The organism is Maridesulfovibrio sp. (assembly GCF_963676065.1).
GTDB lineage: Bacteria > Desulfobacterota > Desulfovibrionia > Desulfovibrionales > Desulfovibrionaceae > Maridesulfovibrio.
In genome coordinates this window covers 2983657-3005423 of sequence record NZ_OY780933.1, presented here as the reverse complement: position 1 = coordinate 3005423, position 21767 = coordinate 2983657, and the positions used below count along the sequence as shown (strand labels likewise).

Annotated in this window: 20 protein-coding genes and 3 tRNA genes; 7 read left to right on the top strand and 16 right to left on the bottom strand. The window is 44.7% G+C overall.

All coding sequences use genetic code 11. The features are described 5' to 3' along the window. Positions 1-239: 239 nt before the first annotated feature. Together ACKU35_RS13510 and xerD are read right to left on the bottom strand one after the other, a co-directional pair. Entirely contained in the window at positions 240-2903 is a 2664-nt protein-coding gene (locus ACKU35_RS13510; protein ID WP_319759848.1) for a CBS domain-containing protein, read from the bottom strand. Between the two features lie 10 nt (positions 2904-2913). Further along, positions 2914-3828, bottom strand: a complete 915-nt coding sequence (xerD, locus tag ACKU35_RS13505; protein ID WP_319759846.1) for a site-specific tyrosine recombinase XerD — start codon at positions 3826-3828, stop codon at positions 2914-2916. 116 nt (positions 3829-3944) lie between these two features. Between xerD and ACKU35_RS13500 the strand changes: the two genes are divergently transcribed. From ACKU35_RS13500 to ACKU35_RS13485, 4 genes are all read left to right on the top strand, one after another. Beyond that, positions 3945-5111 (top strand): LL-diaminopimelate aminotransferase, encoded by a 1167-nt coding sequence (locus tag ACKU35_RS13500; RefSeq protein ID WP_319759844.1) that lies wholly within the window; start codon positions 3945-3947, stop codon positions 5109-5111. After that, complete coding sequence (gene folK / locus ACKU35_RS13495; protein ID WP_319765405.1) at positions 5090-5605, top strand: 2-amino-4-hydroxy-6-hydroxymethyldihydropteridine diphosphokinase; 516 nt, start codon at positions 5090-5092, stop codon at positions 5603-5605. Before ACKU35_RS13500 ends, folK begins: the two co-directional genes overlap by 22 nt. 55 nt (positions 5606-5660) lie before the next feature. Continuing rightward, positions 5661-5927, top strand: coding sequence for a transcriptional regulator (locus tag ACKU35_RS13490; protein WP_319759842.1), 267 nt, complete (start codon positions 5661-5663; stop codon positions 5925-5927). 633 nt (positions 5928-6560) lie between these two features. Beyond that, complete coding sequence (locus tag ACKU35_RS13485) at positions 6561-8642, top strand: tetratricopeptide repeat protein (RefSeq protein WP_319759841.1); 2082 nt, start codon at positions 6561-6563, stop codon at positions 8640-8642. Between the two features lie 112 nt (positions 8643-8754). On the opposite strand, the gene ACKU35_RS13480 is transcribed toward ACKU35_RS13485, so the two are convergent. The 10 genes from ACKU35_RS13480 to rimI all read right to left on the bottom strand — a co-directional run bounded on the left by ACKU35_RS13480 (position 8755) and on the right by rimI (position 14803). Beyond that, positions 8755-8949, bottom strand: a complete 195-nt coding sequence (locus ACKU35_RS13480; RefSeq protein WP_319759839.1) for a hypothetical protein — start codon at positions 8947-8949, stop codon at positions 8755-8757. A 91-nt stretch (positions 8950-9040) separates the two neighbouring features. Continuing rightward, a complete protein-coding gene (locus tag ACKU35_RS13475; RefSeq protein WP_319759837.1) occupies positions 9041-10441 on the bottom strand; it encodes a glutamate decarboxylase in 1401 nt (466 codons plus the stop codon). A 241-nt stretch (positions 10442-10682) separates the two neighbouring features. Next, a tRNA-Leu gene (locus ACKU35_RS13470) sits at positions 10683-10769 on the bottom strand. A gap of 326 nt (positions 10770-11095) precedes the next feature. Then, positions 11096-11554 (bottom strand): GNAT family N-acetyltransferase, encoded by a 459-nt coding sequence (locus ACKU35_RS13465; protein ID WP_319759835.1) that lies wholly within the window; start codon positions 11552-11554, stop codon positions 11096-11098. 59 nt (positions 11555-11613) lie between these two features. Beyond that, positions 11614-11700, bottom strand: a tRNA-Leu gene (locus ACKU35_RS13460). Between the two features lie 131 nt (positions 11701-11831). Then, positions 11832-11918, bottom strand: a tRNA-Leu gene (locus tag ACKU35_RS13455). 55 nt (positions 11919-11973) lie between these two features. Continuing rightward, a complete protein-coding gene (gene secG, locus ACKU35_RS13450) occupies positions 11974-12315 on the bottom strand; it encodes a preprotein translocase subunit SecG (protein ID WP_319759833.1) in 342 nt (113 codons plus the stop codon). A 43-nt stretch (positions 12316-12358) separates the two neighbouring features. Further along, complete coding sequence (tpiA, locus tag ACKU35_RS13445; protein ID WP_319759831.1) at positions 12359-13114, bottom strand: triose-phosphate isomerase; 756 nt, start codon at positions 13112-13114, stop codon at positions 12359-12361. After that, a complete protein-coding gene (locus tag ACKU35_RS13440; RefSeq protein WP_319759830.1) occupies positions 13114-14304 on the bottom strand; it encodes a phosphoglycerate kinase in 1191 nt (396 codons plus the stop codon). The genes tpiA and ACKU35_RS13440 overlap by 1 nt, the downstream gene beginning before the upstream one ends. Positions 14305-14338: 34 nt before the next feature. After that, positions 14339-14803 carry a ribosomal protein S18-alanine N-acetyltransferase gene (gene rimI, locus ACKU35_RS13435; RefSeq protein ID WP_319759828.1) on the bottom strand — a complete coding sequence of 155 codons (465 nt, stop codon included), beginning with the start codon at positions 14801-14803 and terminating at the stop codon, positions 14339-14341. A gap of 130 nt (positions 14804-14933) precedes the next feature. On the opposite strand from rimI, the gene ACKU35_RS13430 reads away from it, so the two are divergent. Beyond that, positions 14934-15449, top strand: a complete 516-nt coding sequence (locus ACKU35_RS13430) for an NUDIX domain-containing protein (RefSeq protein WP_319759826.1) — start codon at positions 14934-14936, stop codon at positions 15447-15449. A 1-nt stretch (position 15450) separates the two neighbouring features. Here ACKU35_RS13430 and ACKU35_RS13425 read toward each other — a convergent pair whose 3' ends face one another. Genes ACKU35_RS13425 through ACKU35_RS13410 form a run of 4 tightly spaced genes read right to left on the bottom strand, consistent with a single transcriptional unit; the run spans position 15451 to position 18519 of the window. Further along, the gene (locus tag ACKU35_RS13425) at positions 15451-16227 is read right to left on the bottom strand and encodes an inositol monophosphatase family protein (protein WP_319759825.1); all 777 of its coding nucleotides are present in this window, start codon (positions 16225-16227) and stop codon (positions 15451-15453) included. A gap of 6 nt (positions 16228-16233) precedes the next feature. Further along, positions 16234-17259 (bottom strand): rod shape-determining protein, encoded by a 1026-nt coding sequence (locus ACKU35_RS13420; RefSeq protein WP_319759824.1) that lies wholly within the window; start codon positions 17257-17259, stop codon positions 16234-16236. A 24-nt stretch (positions 17260-17283) separates the two neighbouring features. Next, on the bottom strand, positions 17284-18309 hold the full coding sequence (locus ACKU35_RS13415) for a GAF domain-containing protein (protein ID WP_319759822.1): 1026 nt from the start codon (positions 18307-18309) through the stop codon (positions 17284-17286). Between the two features lie 3 nt (positions 18310-18312). Further along, positions 18313-18519, bottom strand: coding sequence for a DUF6485 family protein (locus tag ACKU35_RS13410; protein WP_319759821.1), 207 nt, complete (start codon positions 18517-18519; stop codon positions 18313-18315). A gap of 339 nt (positions 18520-18858) precedes the next feature. On the opposite strand from ACKU35_RS13410, the gene ACKU35_RS13405 reads away from it, so the two are divergent. Both ACKU35_RS13405 and gcvT read left to right on the top strand, forming a co-directional pair. Further along, positions 18859-20604, top strand: coding sequence for a hypothetical protein (locus tag ACKU35_RS13405; protein WP_407944187.1), 1746 nt, complete (start codon positions 18859-18861; stop codon positions 20602-20604). Between the two features lie 59 nt (positions 20605-20663). Further along, entirely contained in the window at positions 20664-21725 is a 1062-nt protein-coding gene (gene gcvT / locus ACKU35_RS13400) for a glycine cleavage system aminomethyltransferase GcvT (RefSeq protein ID WP_319759817.1), read from the top strand. Positions 21726-21767: the final 42 nt, after the last annotated feature.

Sequence of the window (21767 nt, the reverse complement as noted above, 5' to 3'; positions counted from 1 at the left end):
AGGATCAGTTCTATTGTTTTCTATCAAACAATATTAATTTCCAGTAATTAAATACCAGCTAATTATCAACAATAAATATAAAAAAAGAGCTTATTCGTCAAAAAAACTTACTTAAGACCTATTTTTCATATATTGCAAAAGTCTGCATGTTCTACACGGGTTACCGAACAAGGGCAAGGGAAACCACTTTTATTACTATGTGATATATTTTCTAAAAGACTTCGTCGCTCTAATCCTGCCTACTTCTTCATTCTCTTTATCTTCTTTTTCAAGAAATTAAGCTGCTCCTGACGACCTTTAACCTCTCCGTCGAGACAGGCCAGCTTTACATTATTCAATAATTCCGAGTAGGCCGGGCCCGGCTCAAGTCCCATTTTTTTCAAGTCGTCACCATTTACGTCTATTGTTTGCAATCTGAGATTAGTAAGATATTGCGATACATATTTTTTTATCATCTCCCTCTTGGTCCGGGCCATAATGAAAAGAACCCCTTCAAGAGGAACCGGACTGAGGGTCTTGTATATAGCACTGGGCTTCATCTCTTTTTTAATTTTCATTATATTTCCGGCAGCCCAGAAGATCGTATCGCGCAGATGAACAAATTCCCTTCGTTCCGTAGGTGAAAAACTGAACCGATCGTATATCTGCTCCATTTTACTTTTGGAAATCCCCATGCACATAGCCAGAAAGTATGTTTTCCAAGCGGATAAGGGCGGCTCAAGGTAAAGCAGACTGTACCAGCTCATAAGACGTTCCAACTCTCCTATCACCTGCGAACGAGCCGAATTAAGCACCAGCAGAGGATGGATCGCCTCCAGCACTCCCAGTTCATTCATGCGCTCAATGCTGCGCAGTACGTTTTCTTCATTTAAGATGATACGCATTTCATGAGTTAAGCGGTAACCGGAAAGCTTGCTGATGAGGTTGAGCTTAAGCGCATTTTTAATCAGATTCAGAGTCTGTCCACCGACTTTAAAATCAAAACGCTGTTCAAACCTGATGGCGCGCATGATCCGGGTAGGGTCCTCCACAAAACTCAGGGCATGCAGCACCCGGATGGTCCTATCTTTAAGATCACGTTGAGAGCCGAAAAAGTCGACCAGTTTACCGAAACTGGAAGGATTGATGTGAACAGCCAGCGCGTTAATAGTAAAATCGCGCCGGTAAAGATCCATCTTGATTGAAGACAATTCAACCGTGGGCAGGGCGGCCGGGTATTCATAATATTCAAGCCGGGCGGTTGCCACATCCACCCGTTGTCCATCGGGCAATATGACAACGGCAGTTTTGAATTTACGGTGATATTTGGCCCGTCCGTTCATTCTTTTAGCCAATTTTTTAGCAAATGCGATCCCGTCACCTTCAACCACAAGATCAAGATCAAAATTGGTCTTGGTAAGCAAAACATCGCGGACAAATCCACCCACGACATAGACTTCAGTTCCGATTTCAGCGGCCATTTTGCCCGCTGTTTCGAGGATATCGAGGATCTTGTTGGGCAAACGATTGCGCATGATGTTGCGTATGTTGCGTTCCTGTTTTTTATCCGGAAACAATGATTCCGGGATGCGCGCGGGGTCCTGCACCAGCATGTTGATCAGGTCAGTACGGGTAACAACGGCCTCAACACGATCGTTTTCCACCACCGGAACAAGCCTTTGCTTCTGCCCGAGGATAATCTCCATAACCCTGTGCAGTCCTGAATCGGACTTGATAGTCGAAAAAGGGTGCTGCATGTAAATTTCCACTTCCATATCACCGAGATTATGGGCAAGGGCTTTATCGGCGATTTTATGCTCCAACAAGCCGACAACCCTCATATTATCCAAATTATCAACAACAGGCACACCTTTCAGACTGTACTGGGTCATTTTGTTAACAGCCATTTTGATGGTCATGTTGCGGGGAATCGCCACCGGAGGTTTGGACATAATGGATTCTATGTTCAGACGCGAGGTTACCTTAGAGTAGAGCAGTGCAAAGAGCTCATCGCGCACTTCAGCCAGTGTGCGGTCCTTAATGGTCGCCGATGCTGCATAGATGTGTCCGCCGCCGCCGAAAGCGGTGCAGATGGCTCCTACATCGATATCGGGGGTACGGGACCGGGCAACGAGATGTATGCGGTCATTCATGCGGCCCAGTGCGAAAAGCACCTTTATGTTTTCAACATCCATAAATTTATGAACCAGAACAGAAAAATCCACCACGTATTCCGGAGTACTGATTTCCGATATGACAACATCCAGATCATTAATAGTATGCGTGGTCGCGCCTTCCAGTAATCGGCCGAGCAGAGTGATCTGCTGTGCATTGAGATCACGGTTGAGCAGGTCCGTAATTACATCCAGCTCCATGCCGTTTTTCAACAGCCATTTCCCGGCCTCGAAATCATGTTCGGTCGTGGAATTAAAATTGAATGATCCGGTATCCTCATAGAGTCCAAGCCCCATGATGGTGGCTTCCTCCTGATTAATTTCAATACCCCGTTCCCGGATTTCATGCGACAGAATCGCTACGCTGGACCCCCACGGCTTTTTGATAATAAATTCAGGATCAAGATCGCATTCCGACTGCATGTGATGATCATAAATATGAATCCGCAGACCCGGATTATTAAGAATTGATTCCACATGAACAATGCGTTTACGTCTGGAGGTATCCACTACCACCAGCAGCTTGACCGCGCTTTTATCAATTTCTTTTAATTGTTTGAAATTAAAAAAATATGTGGCGCTCTCCATGTAAAAATTACGCAGATTTTTTTCCTGACTTCCGGGAAAAACCAAAGTGGCGTCGGGATAGAGCTTTCCGGCAGCGACAATGGCGGCCAAACAATCAAAATCCGCATTTACGTGCCCTGTAATTATTGTTTCTGCTCTTATGAGCTCTTCATTTTTTGACATTATTAAAATCTCACATTAAAGATCGTGGGTGGAAACGTTTATGAAGCTGGACCAATCTTCCGGCTTGAATATGAGTGTATATTTCTGTAGCATTGATATCCGAATGACCGAGAAGCAGCTGGACTGTACGCAGATCCGCACCGCCATCCAGCAAGTGGGTGGCAAACGAATGCCTGAAAGTGTGCGGGGAAATTGAACGTTTTATACCTGCTTCCAGTGCGAACTTCTTGATCAGTTTCCAGACCCCCTGCCTGGTCAATCCTTTTCCTGATCTGTTTAAGAATATGTTCTTGACCTTAGGATTAAAAGCAGGACGCCAATCCTTAATGTATTGGTTTAAGAAATTTTGCGCCACATAATGAATCGGCACCAGCCGTTCCTTGGAACCTTTGCCGAAGATAATGAGAACCCCGGTTTGAGGATCAAAGTCTTCAATGTTAAGATTTATCAATTCGGAAACTCTCATACCGGCAGCATAAAGCAGCTCAAGCATGGCTCGATCACGGAAACCCAGTTTTTCAGTCAGCTTGGGCAAAGCGAGTATGCGGCCTATTTCTTCCGGTGAAAGGAACTCAGGTATTTTTCTGGGGAGCTTCGGGTTTTCCAGCAGTGTTGCAGGGTCTTCTTTAATGAATCCCCGCGACGTGCAAAACGCGAAAAATCCCCTTAAAGACGAAAGATGCCTCGCCAAAGAGGTTGATTTCAATGCTTTTGATCTTAGATAAGTAAGGTAGAGCAGTAGTGTCTGACTTGTGGCGTCTTCTATTTTCGCGGACCTTTCTTCCAGAAAAGACTGAAAAGACTCCAGATCACTCAGATATCCATTCAGACTGTTTTCCGAGAGACCTCGCTCGATGAGCAGGTATTCCAGATAACGGTCGACCCATTGGTGTTTGCAGGATGTATTGTTTTCGTTCTCAGTCATACCCCATATTCATTACACATATGGTAACGACTGCTCAAGTTGATTGACAGAGTAAACAAGCACATTTAAACAGTTTTGATCATAATTTAACCACAAAATGACAGGAGCATATCGAAATGCCAGAATTCAAACTTGCCGACAGACTCGCAACACTCCCACCGTATCTCTTCGCAGAAATCGACAGACTTAAAGCTGAGGTCGCAGCTAAGGGAGTAGACATCATCAGCCTCGGCATCGGCGATCCTGACCTTCCGACTCCCGACTTTATTATTGAAGAACTGCACAAAGCAGCGCAGAACCCCGTTAACCATCAGTATCCTTCATACGTAGGACTTCTGACTTTCCGTCAGGCCGTAGCAGATTGGTACAAAGAAAGATTCAACGTAGAACTGGATGCTGAACGTGAAGTTGTTTCCCTGATCGGTTCCAAAGAAGGCATCGCCCACTTTCCGCTCGCATTTGTAAACCCCGGCGATCTCGTGATTGTGGCTTCCCCCAACTATCCGGTTTACCCGGTAGCATCAGGTTTTGCCGGAGCTGATGTTAAAATGATCCCGCTGCTGGAAGAAAATGACTTCCTGCCCGAGCTCGATTCCGTCGATGACGCAACATGGGACAAATGCAAAATAATCTTCGTAAACTACCCCAATAACCCCACATCCGCCACCGCAACTCCCGAATTCTACAAAGAACTCGTTGCCAAAGCTAAAAAGCATAATGTGATCATTGCAGCGGACGCCGCTTATACCGAAGTTTACTACGATGAAAACAAAAAGCCTATCTCCATTCTGGAAACACCCGGTGCTAAAGATGTGGCTATAGAATTCCATTCCCTTTCAAAAACATACAACATGACCGGCTGGCGCTGCGGAATGGCCGTAGGTAATCCCTCACTCGTTGCAGGTCTTGGAAAAATTAAAGAAAATGTCGACTCAGGCATTTTTCAGGCTGTACAGGAAGCCGGAATTGTTGCACTTAAAGAAGGCGAACCTTATGTTAAGGAATTCCGCAAGATCTACAAGGAGCGTCGCGATTGCGTCATCGAAGCGCTCGAAAAGATCAACATTTCCTGCAAGGTGCCTGATGCATCCATCTTCGTATGGGCTAAAACTCCCGAAGGCTATACTTCTTCCGAGTTCGTATCCAAGCTCCTGAAGGAAACCGGTGTTGTTGTCACTCCCGGTAACGGCTTCGGCGAACCCGGTGAAGGGTACTTCAGAATTTCGCTGACTGTTGATACCGATAGGCTCAAGGAGGCTGTATCACGGATATCCAAACTGTAAAGGTCTATGTCAGCCTTGGTTCAAATGTTGGAGATACTGACGATAATTTGAATCAAGCCGTAGCTAGACTGGAAAAATATGAAGGCATTGATCCTGAAGTGTGGTCCGAAACTTATGAGACCGAACCTCAGGGACTGAAAGATCAACCGTGGTTTGCCAATCAGGTTGTACGTTTTGACGTTGATCCCGAACTCTGGTCAGCAGAAGGGTTCTTATCCACGCTACAGGCTGTGGAAGGGCAGATGGATCGAGTCAGAGATATAAAGAACGGTCCACGAACCATTGATCTGGATATTCTTCTTTTCGGAGACAGAGTCATCGATAGTGGAAGCTATCTCACTGTTCCGCATCCGCGGGCAATGGAGAGGGCGTTTGTACTTATTCCGCTGATGGATATTGATCCGGATCTGGTGTTCCCTGACGGAACATCTGCTGCGGATGCTCTGAAAAAAATTGATTACCGCACTGAAGGTAGAAAGATTTATCAGGATTAATTCTATGGCCGCATCTTAAACAGGTGCGGCCATTTTTCATTGAGGTACAAAAGTTATGCTCAAATTTATTGTCATCGCACTGGCAGCATTCGTTATGTGGAAGCTTTTCAGTGGCGACCAGAAAAAAAAGCAGGAACAGACCGGCAAGGATTTCAATAAAAAGGTTAAAACCGGCGAAATGGTCAAAGACCCGATTTGTGGAGCCTATGTCCCTAAAAATGGTGATATCAGGGTTAGGAACGGAGAAAAGGTTGAATGTTTCTGTTCCTATGAATGCCGCGATAAATATATCAAACGCCTCGAATCTGAAAGCTCAGAATAGGTTGTTTTAAATATTGTAACCAAACAGTAGGAACATAAGCGCAACGAAAGTTAACGTTAAGTTCTAAATTAAAGAATTTTCTAATTAGACCTTGTCTGAATATTCCAGACAGGGTCTTTTTTATTCCTGTCTCTAAATTTGGCCTCTAAGCCATTAATACAAAAAACCGAATAACTCGAACTGCCATCCCCAACTAAAGACGTAAGAAAGCCAAAATCAGCTATGAAGAGTCGAGAGACCTTCGATAATGCTTAAAAATCATGATCTGCCGACATCAATCTTACAACACACTGATATATTTCAGTTTATATAATTGTCTCATAATGTAAATTATGTAAACTTTGAAAGATACAGCCGCTCCATTTTGCATGACAACCATACCTATTGCGAGTCTTATCGGTAATTACGATTTAATAAAAATGTTAAAATAAAGACACTTAGTACTTATCGTAATGACTAACTCTCTTTGCTGCGATTTTCCTTTCTCATTTGACCTATAATAATCACTTAATTGAAGCTACCGCAGATAATATCCAAATTGGGTCGGATAAAATTTGCCTCTTGAAGCGCTTTTCTTTATCTCACAAGAATACGTATTCACGTTGAAATGAAATCTATACCTATGAGGTTTTCATGAGTTTAAAACTTAAGAAAAAAATATTGCCCTGTCTGCTGGCCGCTTCTGTACTCGTTGGCGCAGGAGGAAATGTTTTTGCTGCTAAGAAGGATAAATCATTTGAGTCATGGCTTGAAAAATACGGTGCCTGGGACATTCTTGAACAGAACTATTCCCAGACCGGAGATACACCTGAATTATTGCTGAAGCGTGCGGAAACCGCTTTCAATCTCGGTCGCTATTCAGCATGTCTGGAAACTCTGCAATCCACACCGGCCTTTAAAGATAAAACACAGGAGATCACTAGACTCTGGCTGGGCGGAAAATGCCAGCGCGCGCTTGGTGATCCGGTAAAAGGGGTAATCTGGTTCAGTCAGTCTGCCAGGCTAATGGATCAAAGTGTCATGGCTGACAAATTTAAGGGAGATCCATATTTTAAAAGTGTCTGGTTCGATGTCTGGCGCTCTTTGTATTGGGGTTACCAAGTAACTCCTGAATCAGCTCGTGAATCCCGCAAGATGTTGCTTGAGCAGACATTTAATCAGGCAACCGAAGTTTGGCCAACAACCTATTTTATCATTAACAGCAAAGATAAACTTAGTTCGTTAAACAGTACTTCAGACATTACTCCGGTCGTCAGCGACTCCGGCCTTGTAAATGATGAAGACCGTCTTCTCATTGCTAAATCACTGGCTGCAGCCAGCATCGGAGAATGGACCAAAGCTGACAAGGCTCTTGGATCTGTTAGCAATTCAACAGTTCAGACCTTCTGGAAATCCGTTAATAAATATCTTGAATCCGGCAAGCCCCCTAAATCTGTATCATTATATAATGAACAAAACCTGATTCGACCGGCGTCTTTTTTTAAAGCCGGTGTACTTGAGCCGGCTACTGTCTCCCCTGCTCTCTGGCAACTTGGCGCCCCGAACTCCCCGGCATGGAATATTTTCCGCAAAAAGCTGATGGAAATGGAACCCGAGGCAGCCTTGGAAACCATCGATAGGGAAACCGGCTCACTCCTGTTGTCCAGCAAATTGGTCAATGCGTTGCAGAACTACAGACTTGCTTTCGCTTTCCTTACCGGAGACATGAAGTTTGTAGAAAACGTCCTGAAACGTCTTGATGAAGACACCCTGCCCATGAGTCTCCGCATTGCATGCGCTATAGCTTTTAAGCAGCCGTTATCAACGGTGCTCAGCTCCAGCGACTACGGAAGCAATGAACATCTTTATATCATTTCAGGACTGTGTGAGGCAGCCGGTATCAATTACTTCCACGGAATTGATGCTGAGTTCTGGGAACCCATTAAAGGCAACGAGCTTAATAAGGCTATTAACTCCAACCCGCTGGACAGATTACTCGTATTTGCTGAAATAGCTCAAGGAGCCGGCTCAAAACAAGATTCCAAGAATGCCCGCCGGTGCGCTTTCCTGTTTCCCAAATCAAAGCTTGGAGCTGAGAGTTTCATCTACTTAGCGGATAAAGCTGCCCAGAATAGGGACTTCAAACTTTCCGCCTATTATCTTAAACGTGTTGATCAAGATAAATTCGGACCGGAACTGCGTTTGAAATGGCTCACCGCTGCTATCGAATATGACCTTGCCGTAGGCAATGATGCGAAAGCCATGAAGGTCTACAATGAAATACTCGAATCAGGCGGAGTTCTTCCGGCGGATAAGGAATTAAAACTGGCACTGATGATCCAGCAGAAAGGCGATCTGAAAAAAGCTCAAGCTATACTTGAAAGAATCTGGTCAGACCGTGACGCTCTTGAAAATGACGAATTACGGGCAGAAATTCTTTTTTGGATTGCCGAAGGTGAGCACGCCATGGGCAAAAAAGAAAAAGCACTTAAACACTACCTTGAACTCGCATGGGAATTCCCGGAACAAAATATCTGGGCAGTAACCGCAATGTACCGCTCTTCAATGATATACGAACACAAAGGTCAATTTGAAACAGCCAAACGCTTTTTGAAAACCGTAATTAAACGGGCTGACCGTAAAGCGCAAAAGGAAGCAGCTCAGGCTCGGCTCGATTCTATCGATAACAAACTTGCCAAGGTCGGAGCAGGTAAAGACGTTAGCTTTCCATTTTAGCAGCCTCCCCCTCTCCTCTACAATCAACCAAAAAAAGGAAGCCCGGCTTGTTCATAGCAGGGCTTCCTTTTTTGATGCGAAAGAAATTCGATGAGTTCGATCCTGAATATATCTATTCTTTATCCTTACTGCCGTTTCTGGCGGATATCTCCGTATGGGCACGACGTTTAGCATCATCAAGAACCGGATGCAAAATCCCTACAATATTTCGCACGTCAAGATTTTCAGCTTCCTTGGAACACAGCAGCACATCAAGAGCATCAAGCCCATGAAAGATATAATCGACACTTTTCTTAATATCACTCATATATATAACTCCTTCCGTTATACTAGACATCTCAGGTTATAGACAAATGAGATAATATTGCCTGCAAACCGCGATGTCTACAAATAATTCATCAGCAATGTTTAAACTTAGCATTGGTGCTTTGTTTTTCTTCAATTTCATCACCGAAAGATTTGATAATGCGTCTGATGTCGTCCATCAGCATATGGGCCATGTCCATAGACATCCCCTCTTTTACTACAATTCTCAGCACCTTATCATCTTCACAGTTTTCACACATAGTATAAGCCGGAACCAGCCATCCCCGATGACGCAACATTTCAGAAACCTTGAAAACATCAAAGTCGACAGCAATATCACGGCGTATTCTGAAAGTTATCAGCGGCATATGCAGTTTGGGTAGCAGACTTTGAAATATACCTGTTTCTTCAAGTTCTTCTTTAATAAATTCTGCAGTATCCATGCATGATTGCATAATCCTGGTGTAACCATCCCGACCGAGTCGAATAAAATTATAATACTGGGCAACAACCTGATTTCCCGGTCTGGAAAAATTCAGAGCGAAGGTCGGCATTTCCCCACCTAGATAATTTACGCGGAAAATAAGATCTTCCGGCAACTCTTCAGGTGTGCGCCAGATTGCCCAGCCGACTCCAGGATATACAAGACCGAATTTATGGCCGGAAACATTGATGGACTTGACCCATTTCAAGCGGAAGTCCCATTCAAGCTCCGGCTGTAGAAACGGAGCAATGAATCCACCGCTGGCAGCATCAACATGCAGAGGAATCTCGTAGCCGGTTTCTGCGTTAAATTTTTCAAGAGCGTCGTTGTATTCTTTAACCGGCTCAAAGTCTCCGGTATGAGTTGTCCCCAGAATGGCGACCACGCCGATTGTATTTTCATCGCAGGCGGCAAGCACGTCTTCCGTTTTCATGCTGTAATGCCCTTCTGAAACAGGAATCAGGCGCGGTTCAATTTCCCAGTAACGGCAGAATTTCTCCCAGCAGACCTGCACACTGGCACTAATGATCATATTCGGCTTGTCTGTGGGCTTGCCCTTGGCTTTCATGCGATCACGCCATTTCCATTTTAAAGCCATACCACAAAGCATGGCTGCCTCACTCGATCCGGTGGTAGAGCAGCCGCAGGCGTGTTCTTCGTCCGGAGAATTATAAAGATCGGAAAGAATATGAACGCAACGGTCTTCAAGTTCGGCTGTCTGCGGATACTCATCTTTGTCGATCATATTCTTATCGAAGGTCTCGGTCATCAACTGCCGGGCTTCGTCTTCCATCCATGTGGTGACAAATGTGGCGAGGTTCAAACGCGAATTTCCGTCGAGCATTAGCTCATCATGAACTAGAGAATAGGCGTGGCGAGGGTCAATGCTCTCTTTTGGAAGTGAATACTTAGGGATTGGGTCTTCAAGATCACGTGAGCCATAAATAGGAATGATGTAGTTTTTACGGTTAGTTTTGTCTTTCTTGTGCTTTTTTACATTGTGAAGCATGGAATACTCCGATTGGCTTGTTAGTTGGTAAATAAAAATAAATTACCATTTAATTAGAAAAGAATATCTATGTTTATAAGCATAATGAAAAATAAGCCGCAAGCTGTTATCCGGTATGCGCCCCCTTCTTCACCAAATATGAGTATATCTCCCGACCAAGGCACAATACAGTAAAAAAAACAAAATGTACCCAAACGCAAAAAAGGGTTGAAGCTTTCGCTTCAACCCTTTCTCTGTTGCATGGTGCCGAGGGGGGGATTCGAACCCCCACGGAATCTCTTCCACTGCCCCCTCAAGACAGCGTGTCTACCAGTTCCACCACCTCGGCAAGAGGTGTACAACGCGTTAACCGCGTCGTGTGAAGAAGTGTTTACGGAAATCTGGAACCCTTGGCAAGATGTTTTTTAAAATAATTCAAAACTTTTTAAAATTTGTTTTTTTTCAATAATTTCAGGCTAAACTATTTAATTTATCAATCAATAGCTGCCATAAAATTTTAGTTTTATAATGGACTAATAAGAGACTTCCTGCCGAGCGGATTTGAGGTAAAAATCAATTCTAACGAGTTTATACATACAGCGTGACACTGACTATGGGAAAATGTTTATAAATCGATTCTGAACCAAAATCAGGAGTGATATTTTTGAGCGAAAATTATACCTTTGAGCGATTGCTGCATCCAGCCAGCTGCATGTGCAAGAGAGGAAAAGGACGTCCCTGACCATCCAGATCAGACCTGCCAACAACACGAAACCCAATATGCTCGTAAAATCCCAAGGCCCGAGGATTCTGCTCATTAACATCAACTTTTGTTACAGCCGAATTTTCGATGGCATACCTGCACAACATCGACCCCACGCCCTGTCCCATACTTTGTGGGTCAACAAAGAGCATTTCAAGATTTCCATCAGCCACACCGCTAAAGCCGAGAATATTGCCATGAGAATCTTTGACGCACCTTAACTCAACCGCAGCAAAGTACTCTTCCAAAATCAAAGGCCTTAAATATTCAATATCTTTTTCAGTAAGAAAATCATGAGTAGCACGAACGGATTTATCCCAAATCTCTATCAGTCGTCCATAGTCGGATGTGGAGATATCGTTAATGATCATTTTTATTCCTTATACGAAAAAAGGGCTGAAGCTTTCGCTTCAACCCTTTCTCAGTTGCATGGTGCCGAGGGGGGGATTCGAACCCCCACGGAATCTCTTCCACTGCCCCCTCAAGACAGCGTGTCTACCAGTTCCACCACCTCGGCAAGAGGTGTCGTTCTAAGAACGTCTCGTTGAGGAAATACTTAACGCTCCTAAAACATATTTGCAAGATGTTTTTGCAAATAATTGCTCGTAATATTTAGGATTTTCATAAAGAAGCACCTGCTTTTTCAGCTGGTGCCGAGGGGGGGATTCGAACCCCCACGGAATTTCTTCCACTGCCCCCTCAAGACAGCGTGTCTACCAATTCCACCACCTCGGCTCTGAAATACGAGCTGTATATTTTAAAGAACTTCAGTGAAGTTTTTAAAAACTTACTATTTGGTCTCTTCAGCAGCAGGAGCCTTGGTGGGCTCTTCGAAAGTGACCGCAGGCTTTTTTACTTCAGGAGTAATGATGGTGTCACCTTCAAGCATGACAGACTCATCTGCAATCCTGTTGCCGGAGAGGTAGTTATAAGAGAGAGAAGTTACAAGAAAGACAGCCGCCAAAAATGCAGTGACCTTTACGAGAACCCCGCCTGCTCCGGTGCTACCGAAAACAGAACCACTTCCTCCGCCGAAGATTACGCCCATGTCTTCTTTGCCGCTCTGTAAAAGAACGAAAACGATCAGAAAGACGCAAGCGATAATGTGTACAGTAATTACGAGCGTTTGCAAAGCATTTTTTCCTTTATTTTTTCACCTGGAATAAGGCAGAGATTTAAGCCAGTGCGATCTGGCTGAAACTTTCCGCGTCCAAGCTCGCGCCTCCTACCAATACTCCGTCCACATTGTCAAGTGCAATGATCTGGGCACAGTTGGCAGGTTTCACGCTTCCGCCATACAAGATACGGATTTCATTAGCTTTTTCTGGAAAAAGTTTTTTCAGCTTTTCTCTAACAAAGCCATGAGCTTCGACGATTTCATCCTCGCCTGCCACTTCACCGGTGCCGATAGCCCAAACAGGCTCATAAGCAACGACAACAGTTTCAGGCGCGAAGTCGGAAGCTATACTCTTTAAACCAGCTTCAAGCTGTTCGTCAATAACCTTCTGTACTTCCCCGGCTTTTCTTTCGTCGATAGTTTCACCGATGCACAGAATCATGGACAGTCCGTTTTCAAGACCGAAAGCGACCTTTTCACCTACCATTTCATCTGTTTCACCCATGATTGACCTGCGTTCGGAATGCCCGGCCAGAGAGTATACACAGCCTACATCCTTAAGCATTGCGGGAGAAATTTCACCTGTGAAGGCACCTTCAGCCTTGGCATAAAGGTTTTCAGCGGAAAGATGGCAATCGGCGTTACCTTCCAGCACGGAACCGACTGTTTCAAGTGCGGTGTAAGGAGCGGCAATCACGACTTCACGGTCAGCGGGAAGTTTACCTTCAATTTTTTCAAGCAGACCTTCGGCAGTTGCTTTTGCTTCTGCGCGAGTCTTGTACATCTTCCAGTTGGCTGCCATTAATTTTTTCATTAGCTGTTCTCCTTAAGTGCTTTGAATGCGGGAAGTTCTTTTCCTTCTAAAAATTCGAGAAAAGATCCGCCACCGGTAGAAATAAAAGTGAATTTATCTTCAAGCTTGGCTTGATGTACAACTGCGTCAGTATCACCGCCACCTACGATGGTGGTTGCATCGTCGAGTCCGGCCATAGCTTCACAGACCTTGAGAGAGCCCTGCGCGAAAGGTTCCTTCTCGAAAAGTCCCATGGGGCCGTTCCAGACTATGGTCTTTGATCTTTCGATAACTTCACAGAACTTTTTAATTGAATCAGGTCCGATATCCAGCAGCATACCATCATCAGGAACGGAATCACCGGTGCAGACACCCTGAGCGGTTTCAATATCCCTGCCCCATACAAAATCAATGGGCAGATGCAGGGTTGTACCGGATGAAGCAGCCTTATCCATAATTTCTTTAGCAGTATCCACCAGACTTTCTTCAACGAGAGACTTTCCAACGGATTTGCCCTGTGCCAGCAGAAAAGTGTTGGCCATGGCACCGCCGATAATGAAATCATCAACCTTGCCGATCAGATTATTAAGGATACCGAGTTTGGAAGAGACCTTGGCGCCGCCGGAAACAGCAATGTAAGGTTTACGCGCATTTTTGAGTGCCTCGCCAAGATATTCCCATTCAAGTTTTAACAGGAATCCGGCACAGCAATCCTTAGAAGCGTAAGGAACGTCGACAACAGAAGCATTCGCACGGTGAGCCACACCGAACGCATCATTAACAAAAATATCAGCGAGAGCTGCAAGCTGTTTGCCGAAATCACCGCGGTCGTCAGGAGTTTTACCCTGCTCTTCAGGATGGAAACGCAGGTTTTCAAGCATCATGACCTGACCGGGCTTGAGCTCGGCAGCCATTTTCTCCACCTCGGAGCCGATGCAGTCGGGAGCGAGAGGAACTTCCATTCCAAGATATTCGCCGAGACGCTTAGCCGCAGGGGCAAGGCTTAAGGAATCTACTCTTTTACCTTTGGGTTTGCCCAGATGGGCCATGACGATGACCGAAGCGCCTTTCTCAAGTGCATATTTAAATGTAGGGACAGCGGCTTTGATGCGGTTGTCGTCAGTGATGGTTTCGCCGTCGAGAGGGACGTTAAAATCAACTCTCATCAGCAGTTTTTTACCTGCAATGTCAAGTTGGTCAATGAAGCGCATGCTCACTCCGTGGTTAATTCGGTTTAATTACTGACTAAATATCCAAGTCATATAAGAGGGCGTCTTCCCTTGTATCCGGATAATAATTCTTCCGTACTCCCACCTGCTTAAAGCCGAGGCTTTTATAAAGACCGATGGCGGGATTGTTGGATTCTTTAACATCCAGAAGCCCTCTAATCACATTCATCTCCCGGCACTTATGCAAAAGCTCCAGCATCAGCGCCCTGCCAATTCCCATTCTCCTGAACCGGGGGTGGACCCCTAAATTGAGAACTTCCATTTCATCAAGCACAATTGAATAAGCCAGATAGCCGATCAGCATTCCGCGTTCTTCATACCCTAAGACAAAGAAGGCTTTTTCCTCCAACCCCAGTCGGAACTGATCTTCGGTCCAATGGTAATCAAAACATAGAGCCTCAAGAGCCCTGAGCTGACTAATGTGGTCAGGGCCGAGATCTAAAATTTTTTGAGTGCCAGAGGTGACTTCCGTGCTTTTCATAAATAGGTTATCTACCCGTACATAAGTGGAAAAGGAAAGATCACAATTAAAGCCAATGTGAACTTCTTACACATTATTTCTCTGAATTGAAAGAACTCGATGTTCAAAAACGAAAAGAAATTGTTTAAAAGTGAAAAAAACTTTTGTTAATATTGAGGTTGTCGATCAAAACAATCTCCCTTTTATCAGTATGGACATAAACGAAGTCCATCGTCAGTCGCTACGTCATCGCTCGGTCATTATACTGATCTATGACGTTGAAGGAAAACTTTTTCTTCAAAAAAGAAGCAAGCAAAGAAAACTCTATTCAGGACGCTGGGATATTTCAGCAGGAGGCCATGTCCATACCGGCGAAGCCGGAGAGGAAGCGGCCCTGCGTGAACTTGAAACAGATCTTGGCATACACAGTTCCAACCTGAAGTTGATTGAAGAAATTAAAGCTTCTTCCGAAAGCGGATATGAATTCGTCAACTTATACGTTCTGGATAAACTTAGTTTCTTCCCGGAACTGAACAAGGAAAAGGCTGAATCCGGCTATTTCTATTCAGAAAGCGAATTGAACTGGCTTGTTCAGGAATATCGGGAACTGCTTGTCCCGGCCCTTGTCTTCCTTCACGATCGGGGACTGCTCTTCAAATTCAAATAAATCAACCTTCCGGCAGGATCAATTTTCTAATCAAATCATGGATGTGAGAATTACTGGCCAGAATCGCTGGTGAGTAGAGATTGAATTCATCCTGTCCGTATTCGGTCACTTTGCCCCCGGCCTCCTCGACCAGTAGCCATCCTGCAGCCATATCCCATGGTTTGAGGGAATTCTCATAATATGCTTCATATCTTCCGCAGGCCAGATAGGCTAAATCAAGAGCAGCCGCGCCGGGACGGCGTACCCCCTGAGTGGCCAGCAACACCCTACTTAATGCTTCGGTGATAGAGTCCACGTGTTCTTCAATAGCGTATGGAAAACCGGTCGATATCAGGGATTTCTCCAGAGAATCGCAATCCGTTACATGAATAGGTTCATTGTTCATGAATGCTCCCTGACCGCGAACGGCAGTAAACACTTCATTAAGTATAGGCAGATTGACGATCCCCATAACGACCTGACCATTTTCCCAGAGGGCAACGGAAGTAGCCACCATAGGCAGTCCGTGAGCAAAATTAGTGGTTCCGTCAATAGGATCAATAATCCATGTACGGTCTACCAGATCAGCATTTCCGGAAGTTTCTTCAGCCAGAAAAGACGAACCGGGCAAAATTTCCGCAAGCTTTACTTTAAGAAAATCTTCAACGGCAAGATCCGTATCAGTCACAAGATCGATGCGTCCTTTATGCTTGATTTTCTTAGGCTTATTGTATGCTTCCCTGATTATTTCACCGGCTTCAAGAACTATAGCTGTGGCTTTTTCAAGTAGTTGTTTCATAGCAAATCAGTTTATATAAACTTTTTCATAACCTTTATCTTTCTGTAGACTAAGTCCGGTTCCGCGCACAACTGTTGTTAAAGGATCGTCATCAATGATAACTTTAAGGGAACTTTCACGGTGAATGAGTTCATCAAGCCCCTTAAGCAAAGCCCCTCCTCCTGCCAGCAGCAGTCCATTTTCGGAAATATCGGCCACAAGCTCAGGCTGGGTACGCTCAAGCGCGACCCGGACAGAATGAACGATAGCCGCTACGGGGTCCGCAATGGCTTCCCGGATCTGAGAATCATTAATTTCAATCGCTTTGGGCTTACCATCCAGCAGATTGCGGCCGGAAATTGTCATGGTCAACGGTTCTGGTAATTCTATTGCGGAGCCGATCTGTATTTTAGCTCTTTCAGCAGAGTTTTCCCCTACCAGCAATTTAAATTCATCCTGCATGTAACGCATGATGGCGAGATTCATCTCATCACCGGCCACGCGGACAGACTGACTGTGAGCGACAGAAGAGAGCGTTATCACCGCAACTTCGGTAGTTCCGCCGCCAATGTCCACAACCATATTCCCTTCCGGTTCATGAATATTTAATCCGGCACCGATAGCGGCCGCCATAGGCTCTTCAACCAGACGCACTTCACGTGCCCCCGCCTGCTGTCCGGATTCAATCACAGCCCGTTTCTCAACCTGAGTAATACCCGTAGGCACACAGATAATAATTTTAGGCTTGACGAGATTGCGGCCTTTGATCGCTTTTCTAATGAAAAAAGCGATCATTTTTTTTGTCACTTCAAAATCGGCGATAACCCCGTCCTTCATTGGGCGGATAGCTTTTATCTTGTCCGGAGTACGCCCAAGGTATTCCTTGGCTTCCTTGCCCACGGCAATCACGGAGTCATCACGGGCATCCAAGGCTACGACTGACGGCTCATTGAGAATGATTCCGTTCTTCGGGGTATAAAGCAGCGTATTCGCCGTGCCCAGATCCATGGCAAGATCCTTGCCTAAAAAACTCATTAATTTAGCCCATAACATATAAATAAGGCCTCGTTGGAACGATTAGTTGTCGTTGATCAAAACCGGGTCGGTCTTGTTCGGAGTGACTTTCTGCAAGGCAGTACGTGCTTCCGCAAGCTTGCTTTTCAGAAAGAGATTCTCAAGAAACTGGTTCAGGTATTCTGATACCATAAATAGAAAATCCTTCAAGTCCTCATCAATTCGTTTTGGATCTTCATTGGCAAGCACAAGAACTCCCCGCGTCTTGCGCTGAAAAACAAGCGGCAGACAGATGACACTCATGAGATCCAGAGTTGTCGCGCTGGCCCCTAACAGGCTGGAAGCGGCCTGTCCTGCATTGTTTTCTTCAATGAACATGGGTTCATTATTTTTATAAACCCAGCCCACAAGCCCGCTTCCCAAAGGGAAAAGAGCCGTTTTAGAATCACCTTTTTGCAAAATAGGTTTATTTTCCCCTTCAATATAAAAAGAAGTTCCTCTCTGATCAATAACAGTAAGGAAAGAATGGGAAAAACCACTGGTGCTTGCAGTCATATTTAAAAGATTATCCAGAAAAGAGCCCCATTTAGGCTGCCGCTTACGTAAATCATGAAGCAGCTTAAGAGTCATGAAATATTCATTTTTCCGTCCATCTGCATCTACGGAACGAATGCAGGAAAGCATGGAGGTAATCATCTTCCCGAACTGGGAAAGAATTTTTAAATCTTTGGTGCTGAACGAATATGTTCGTTTACTATCCAGACAAATGGCGCCGAGAGACTGCTCCAACGGTGTACCCATAAAGGCCTTAACCTTTGCATCTTCACGGTTATCGTAATACCCGAGAGTTGTTGAGCCCTTACGATCCATATTGTTGATGAACAATGGTTCGTTCTTCCCGATCACAATTCCGGCAAGGCTCTTTTTCTGGAGCGGAGTTCCTTTAGGTGAAATATCATCACCAAGGCTGAAATATGTGGATAGTGAGTATCCGTGCTGCCCGTCCGGCAGATACAAAACAACACTATGTGCCTCAAATACATTGCATACAATGCTGAGGATATTAATTAAAATTTCGTTTCTAGGCATGGTTTATTTGGTCCTGCACTCAATAAAGAAGTCAATGCTCCGGTCATATGTTTTTTCCTGTTCCGCAGTGAAATAACAGGCCGGGAGTTGATCTTTGGCCCGATGATATTTAATGCACTCGCAACATGCTCCTGCCCGGGGACACCCGCTATAAGTACAGGGACAATCAACCTTATTTTTTTCAATATTGGAGCAGCTATCTAGACTCATATATTTTCATCCTTAAATTCTGGTCGTTAGAAAGAGAAATCTTATGATATAATCAAATCCGTATCATTCTTATTTGAAAGAGCTACCCCGGTCAACAGCTACCATGATTACCTACGAGCCTTTTTCATCTCATTATCACACTCCAATGTGTAATTTCGTACCATATTTGACCCAAAAAAAATATCTCCTGCAAAAAATAGCATCTTTTTTAAAAAAAAATCAATTTCTACAATTTATCTAGATAAATTCTGTTGTAATTATTTGCGGTTCAAGCTAATCATTGTTTAACAAATAAAGAGGGGTCCCCTTTTAATTCTACAGCACATGCAGGGTATGAAGATGTGGCAGGAAGCATTTTCCAAATATACAGGGAAAACCTGTAACGAGGAAACCGATTCCTCGCATGATGTTTATGATTTAAAATCATTGGATGGGCTTCGCCTGTATCTAGACCATATTCATATAAAAAACTGCCTGTTGCGACCTTATTTTGAACAGCGCAATCAGTACCCGCTGGTTGATTCCCGGGAACTCCTGCCTTCTTTTGAAGTAGACCTGTACGAATATAAAAAACTGCCGGGCTTCAGCATGGTCGCCCTTGAACGTCCTCTGAATTTTTTTCAGGAAATTTTCCAGTTCGATATTTTACACAGCCCTCGATTGCTGGATGATAGCACCACCGAAGCCGCCTGCCCGCTTTTTGACTCCATTTTAAAAGCAAATATTGAAACCTTTGAAAGCAGGCTTCCCAAACGTTCGCATAAAGACTTTTTAAGCGAATACAGCGACACAGATATTTCAGCCCTGAAAAATTATGGGGATATCATACCGCATCTGCTGGAAATTGAACGCGCTCATGTAATGGCGCAGGATAACACAGGTAAATTCTATCTTTCCGGTGTATTCGGATCTTTTCCTTCCGATCTGGATAATGAACTAAAACGATTCGGAATCAGAATTGGTAAATTCAAGCCAGGTGACAACCTGCTCTACGAATACAACCGCTTATTCGTTTATACATTTCTTATGGAACTGCACGGCTTCCCCATTGTTTCGGAACGGCGCACTTCCTCAGCCCTTTTCGCCCGCAGACTGCACCGAATGGGTGAAAAATTCATGGTCCGTGTGCTTGGTCAGTCCGACCGGACAATTACTTCACTCTTCTCCCATCCCAAAGCACGACACTATCCACGCGTGGAAAAAATAGCGCTGGTTCAGGTTAGCAAGGATAATAAGGAAACAATTGCCGGGCTGAAAAAAGGCGGTTTTTTTGTAGACGAGAAAAAACGGGTCGTCATACTCAAGGTAAGATACCGCCAACACAAATTTAACCCGGAAAACGTCCGCGAAGACCGTGCCCTTTCTGTTTACAGACAGGAGGTCATACATCCGCTTACAGGCGAATGCACGTCCGATTTCAATGTGATTAAAGACGCATCCAGTATGACAATCCTGCTCAACGATATTGTGCGCGGAGAGTACACGGGAAACATTGTCTACAAACGCAATGAACTGATTGCGGACACTGAAACTCATGAACGGCGTTTAAAATTTCTTTTTGCGTGGCTGTCCAAACACCAACGCAGGATCATCGGTTATTCGGAAGAATTTTATTCCGGGGTTGTAAAGGTACTGGACAGTTATCTCCTGGCCCCGGACAACTATGAACCTTTCAATGATCTGACCGATCTTTATCAGGAAGTCTGGTCCAAATACAGTTACATCCAGCAGGCCCGTAAACTGAAGGTTCTTGAAGATCTTAAATCACGAAAATTTCGCGGTAAACATATAGGTTACCTTGAAATGCTGCAGGTGATGACCGAAATAATGAACGATCTTAAATTTGAAATTGTCAACTACTTTGACAAGCTGGTGGAAACAGCATTAAAGATCGGCAACAGAGTCCTCAATGACTCATACTTGAGAAGGAATTATATTTCCCGTCCGGAAGATGAACTGACTGCTTACGGTCTTGATGTAAGAAAATATTATGGCCGTTTGGTGGTGGTCTTAGATGAATTCAGGTCAATCCGTAAGAGCCGTTCCTTATATGATGAAGGAACTTCCGTGAATGGATTGGTTTAAATTTAATTTTGAAAAGCCTTTTAAATTAAAGGCCATTTCAATGTATACGGAGTAAAAAATTGACTGCACTGCGCACTACCCCCCTGACTGAGTGGCACCGTGAAAACGGCGCAAAGCTAGTACCTTTTGCCGGATTTGAAATGCCCGTCCAGTATAAGGGCATCATTGCTGAACATAAGCAGACCCGCGAAAGTGTCGGAGTTTTCGACATCAGCCATATGGGTGAGTTTAAACTTAGCGGCAAGGGAGCTAAAGACGCCCTGAATAAACTGGTTACACAGAATCTGGATACCCTTGCAGCCGGTAAATGCCGCTACGGATTCCTGCCCAATGAAAAAGGCGGGGTTCTTGATGACCTGATCATTTACTGCCTTGCTGAAGATTCCTACATGCTGGTAGTCAACGGCGCCTGTGAAGAAGGTGACTTCAACTGGATTGATGCCGGACTTCCCGATAATCTCAGCTTTGAAAATATTTCATACGAAACCGCCAAAATCGACCTTCAGGGCCCTCTCGCCCTGGACGTTCTCGAGTCTGTTTTCGGTCGCGATTTCAAGCATCTTAAATACTTCAACTTTGAAGAAACCGAATTCGACGGTTACAACCTGATTGTCAGCAGAACCGGATACACCGGCGAACTGGGCTACGAATTCTACCTGCCCGCTGACAAAGCTGTTTCGCTTTGGGAAAAACTGGTTGCCGATGAAAGGGTTGAACCTATCGGACTGGGCGCACGCGATACACTGCGTCTTGAGTGCGGATACCCGCTCTATGGTCAGGACCTTGATACCAAGCACAACCCCCGTGAAGGCGGTTACGGTTTCCTGCTTCCCGCAGATGCTTACACAGAAGTTAAAGAAATCCTCATTCCTCTGACCATCGAAGGTCGCCGCGCTGCTCGTCACGATGATGTAGTAATGCTCGACGGCAAAGAAGTGGGTAAAGTAACCAGCGGTTCCTTCTCACCCACTCTGGGCTATTCCATTGCACTTGCATACATTAATAAAGATGATGCCGAAGCCGAAGCCTTCACTATCAAAGGAGCTCGCAAGGATCTTGAAGCCAAGAAAAGCGAACTGCCCTTCTATAAAGAAGGAACAGCGCGTAAAAAATTTGATTAGTTTTTTATACTGCTTTTTAAATACGAACCCCGCCATTTGCTG

Excerpts from the sequence above, each read along its gene's own strand:
- ACKU35_RS13480 (WP_319759839.1), bottom strand. The coding sequence starts at position 8,949 with ATGAGTGATATTAAGAAAAGTGTCGATTATATCTTTCATGGGCTTGAT.
- ACKU35_RS13475 (WP_319759837.1), bottom strand. The coding sequence starts at position 10,441 with ATGCTTCACAATGTAAAAAAGCACAAGAAAGACAAAACTAACCGTAAA.
- tpiA (WP_319759831.1), bottom strand. The coding sequence starts at position 13,114 with ATGAAAAAATTAATGGCAGCCAACTGGAAGATGTACAAGACTCGCGCA.
- ACKU35_RS13485 (WP_319759841.1), top strand. The coding sequence starts at position 6,561 with ATGAGTTTAAAACTTAAGAAAAAAATATTGCCCTGTCTGCTGGCCGCT.
- ACKU35_RS13440 (WP_319759830.1), bottom strand. The coding sequence starts at position 14,304 with ATGCGCTTCATTGACCAACTTGACATTGCAGGTAAAAAACTGCTGATG.
- ACKU35_RS13510 (WP_319759848.1), bottom strand. The coding sequence starts at position 2,903 with ATGTCAAAAAATGAAGAGCTCATAAGAGCAGAAACAATAATTACAGGG.
- xerD (WP_319759846.1), bottom strand. The coding sequence starts at position 3,828 with ATGACTGAGAACGAAAACAATACATCCTGCAAACACCAATGGGTCGAC.
- ACKU35_RS13410 (WP_319759821.1), bottom strand. The coding sequence starts at position 18,519 with ATGAGTCTAGATAGCTGCTCCAATATTGAAAAAAATAAGGTTGATTGT.
- ACKU35_RS13405 (WP_407944187.1), top strand. The coding sequence starts at position 18,859 with ATGTGGCAGGAAGCATTTTCCAAATATACAGGGAAAACCTGTAACGAG.
- ACKU35_RS13490 (WP_319759842.1), top strand. The coding sequence starts at position 5,661 with ATGCTCAAATTTATTGTCATCGCACTGGCAGCATTCGTTATGTGGAAG.
- ACKU35_RS13415 (WP_319759822.1), bottom strand. The coding sequence starts at position 18,309 with ATGCCTAGAAACGAAATTTTAATTAATATCCTCAGCATTGTATGCAAT.
- rimI (WP_319759828.1), bottom strand. The coding sequence starts at position 14,803 with ATGAAAAGCACGGAAGTCACCTCTGGCACTCAAAAAATTTTAGATCTC.
- ACKU35_RS13420 (WP_319759824.1), bottom strand. The coding sequence starts at position 17,259 with ATGTTATGGGCTAAATTAATGAGTTTTTTAGGCAAGGATCTTGCCATG.
- ACKU35_RS13425 (WP_319759825.1), bottom strand. The coding sequence starts at position 16,227 with ATGAAACAACTACTTGAAAAAGCCACAGCTATAGTTCTTGAAGCCGGT.
- ACKU35_RS13500 (WP_319759844.1), top strand. The coding sequence starts at position 3,945 with ATGCCAGAATTCAAACTTGCCGACAGACTCGCAACACTCCCACCGTAT.
- ACKU35_RS13465 (WP_319759835.1), bottom strand. The coding sequence starts at position 11,554 with ATGATCATTAACGATATCTCCACATCCGACTATGGACGACTGATAGAG.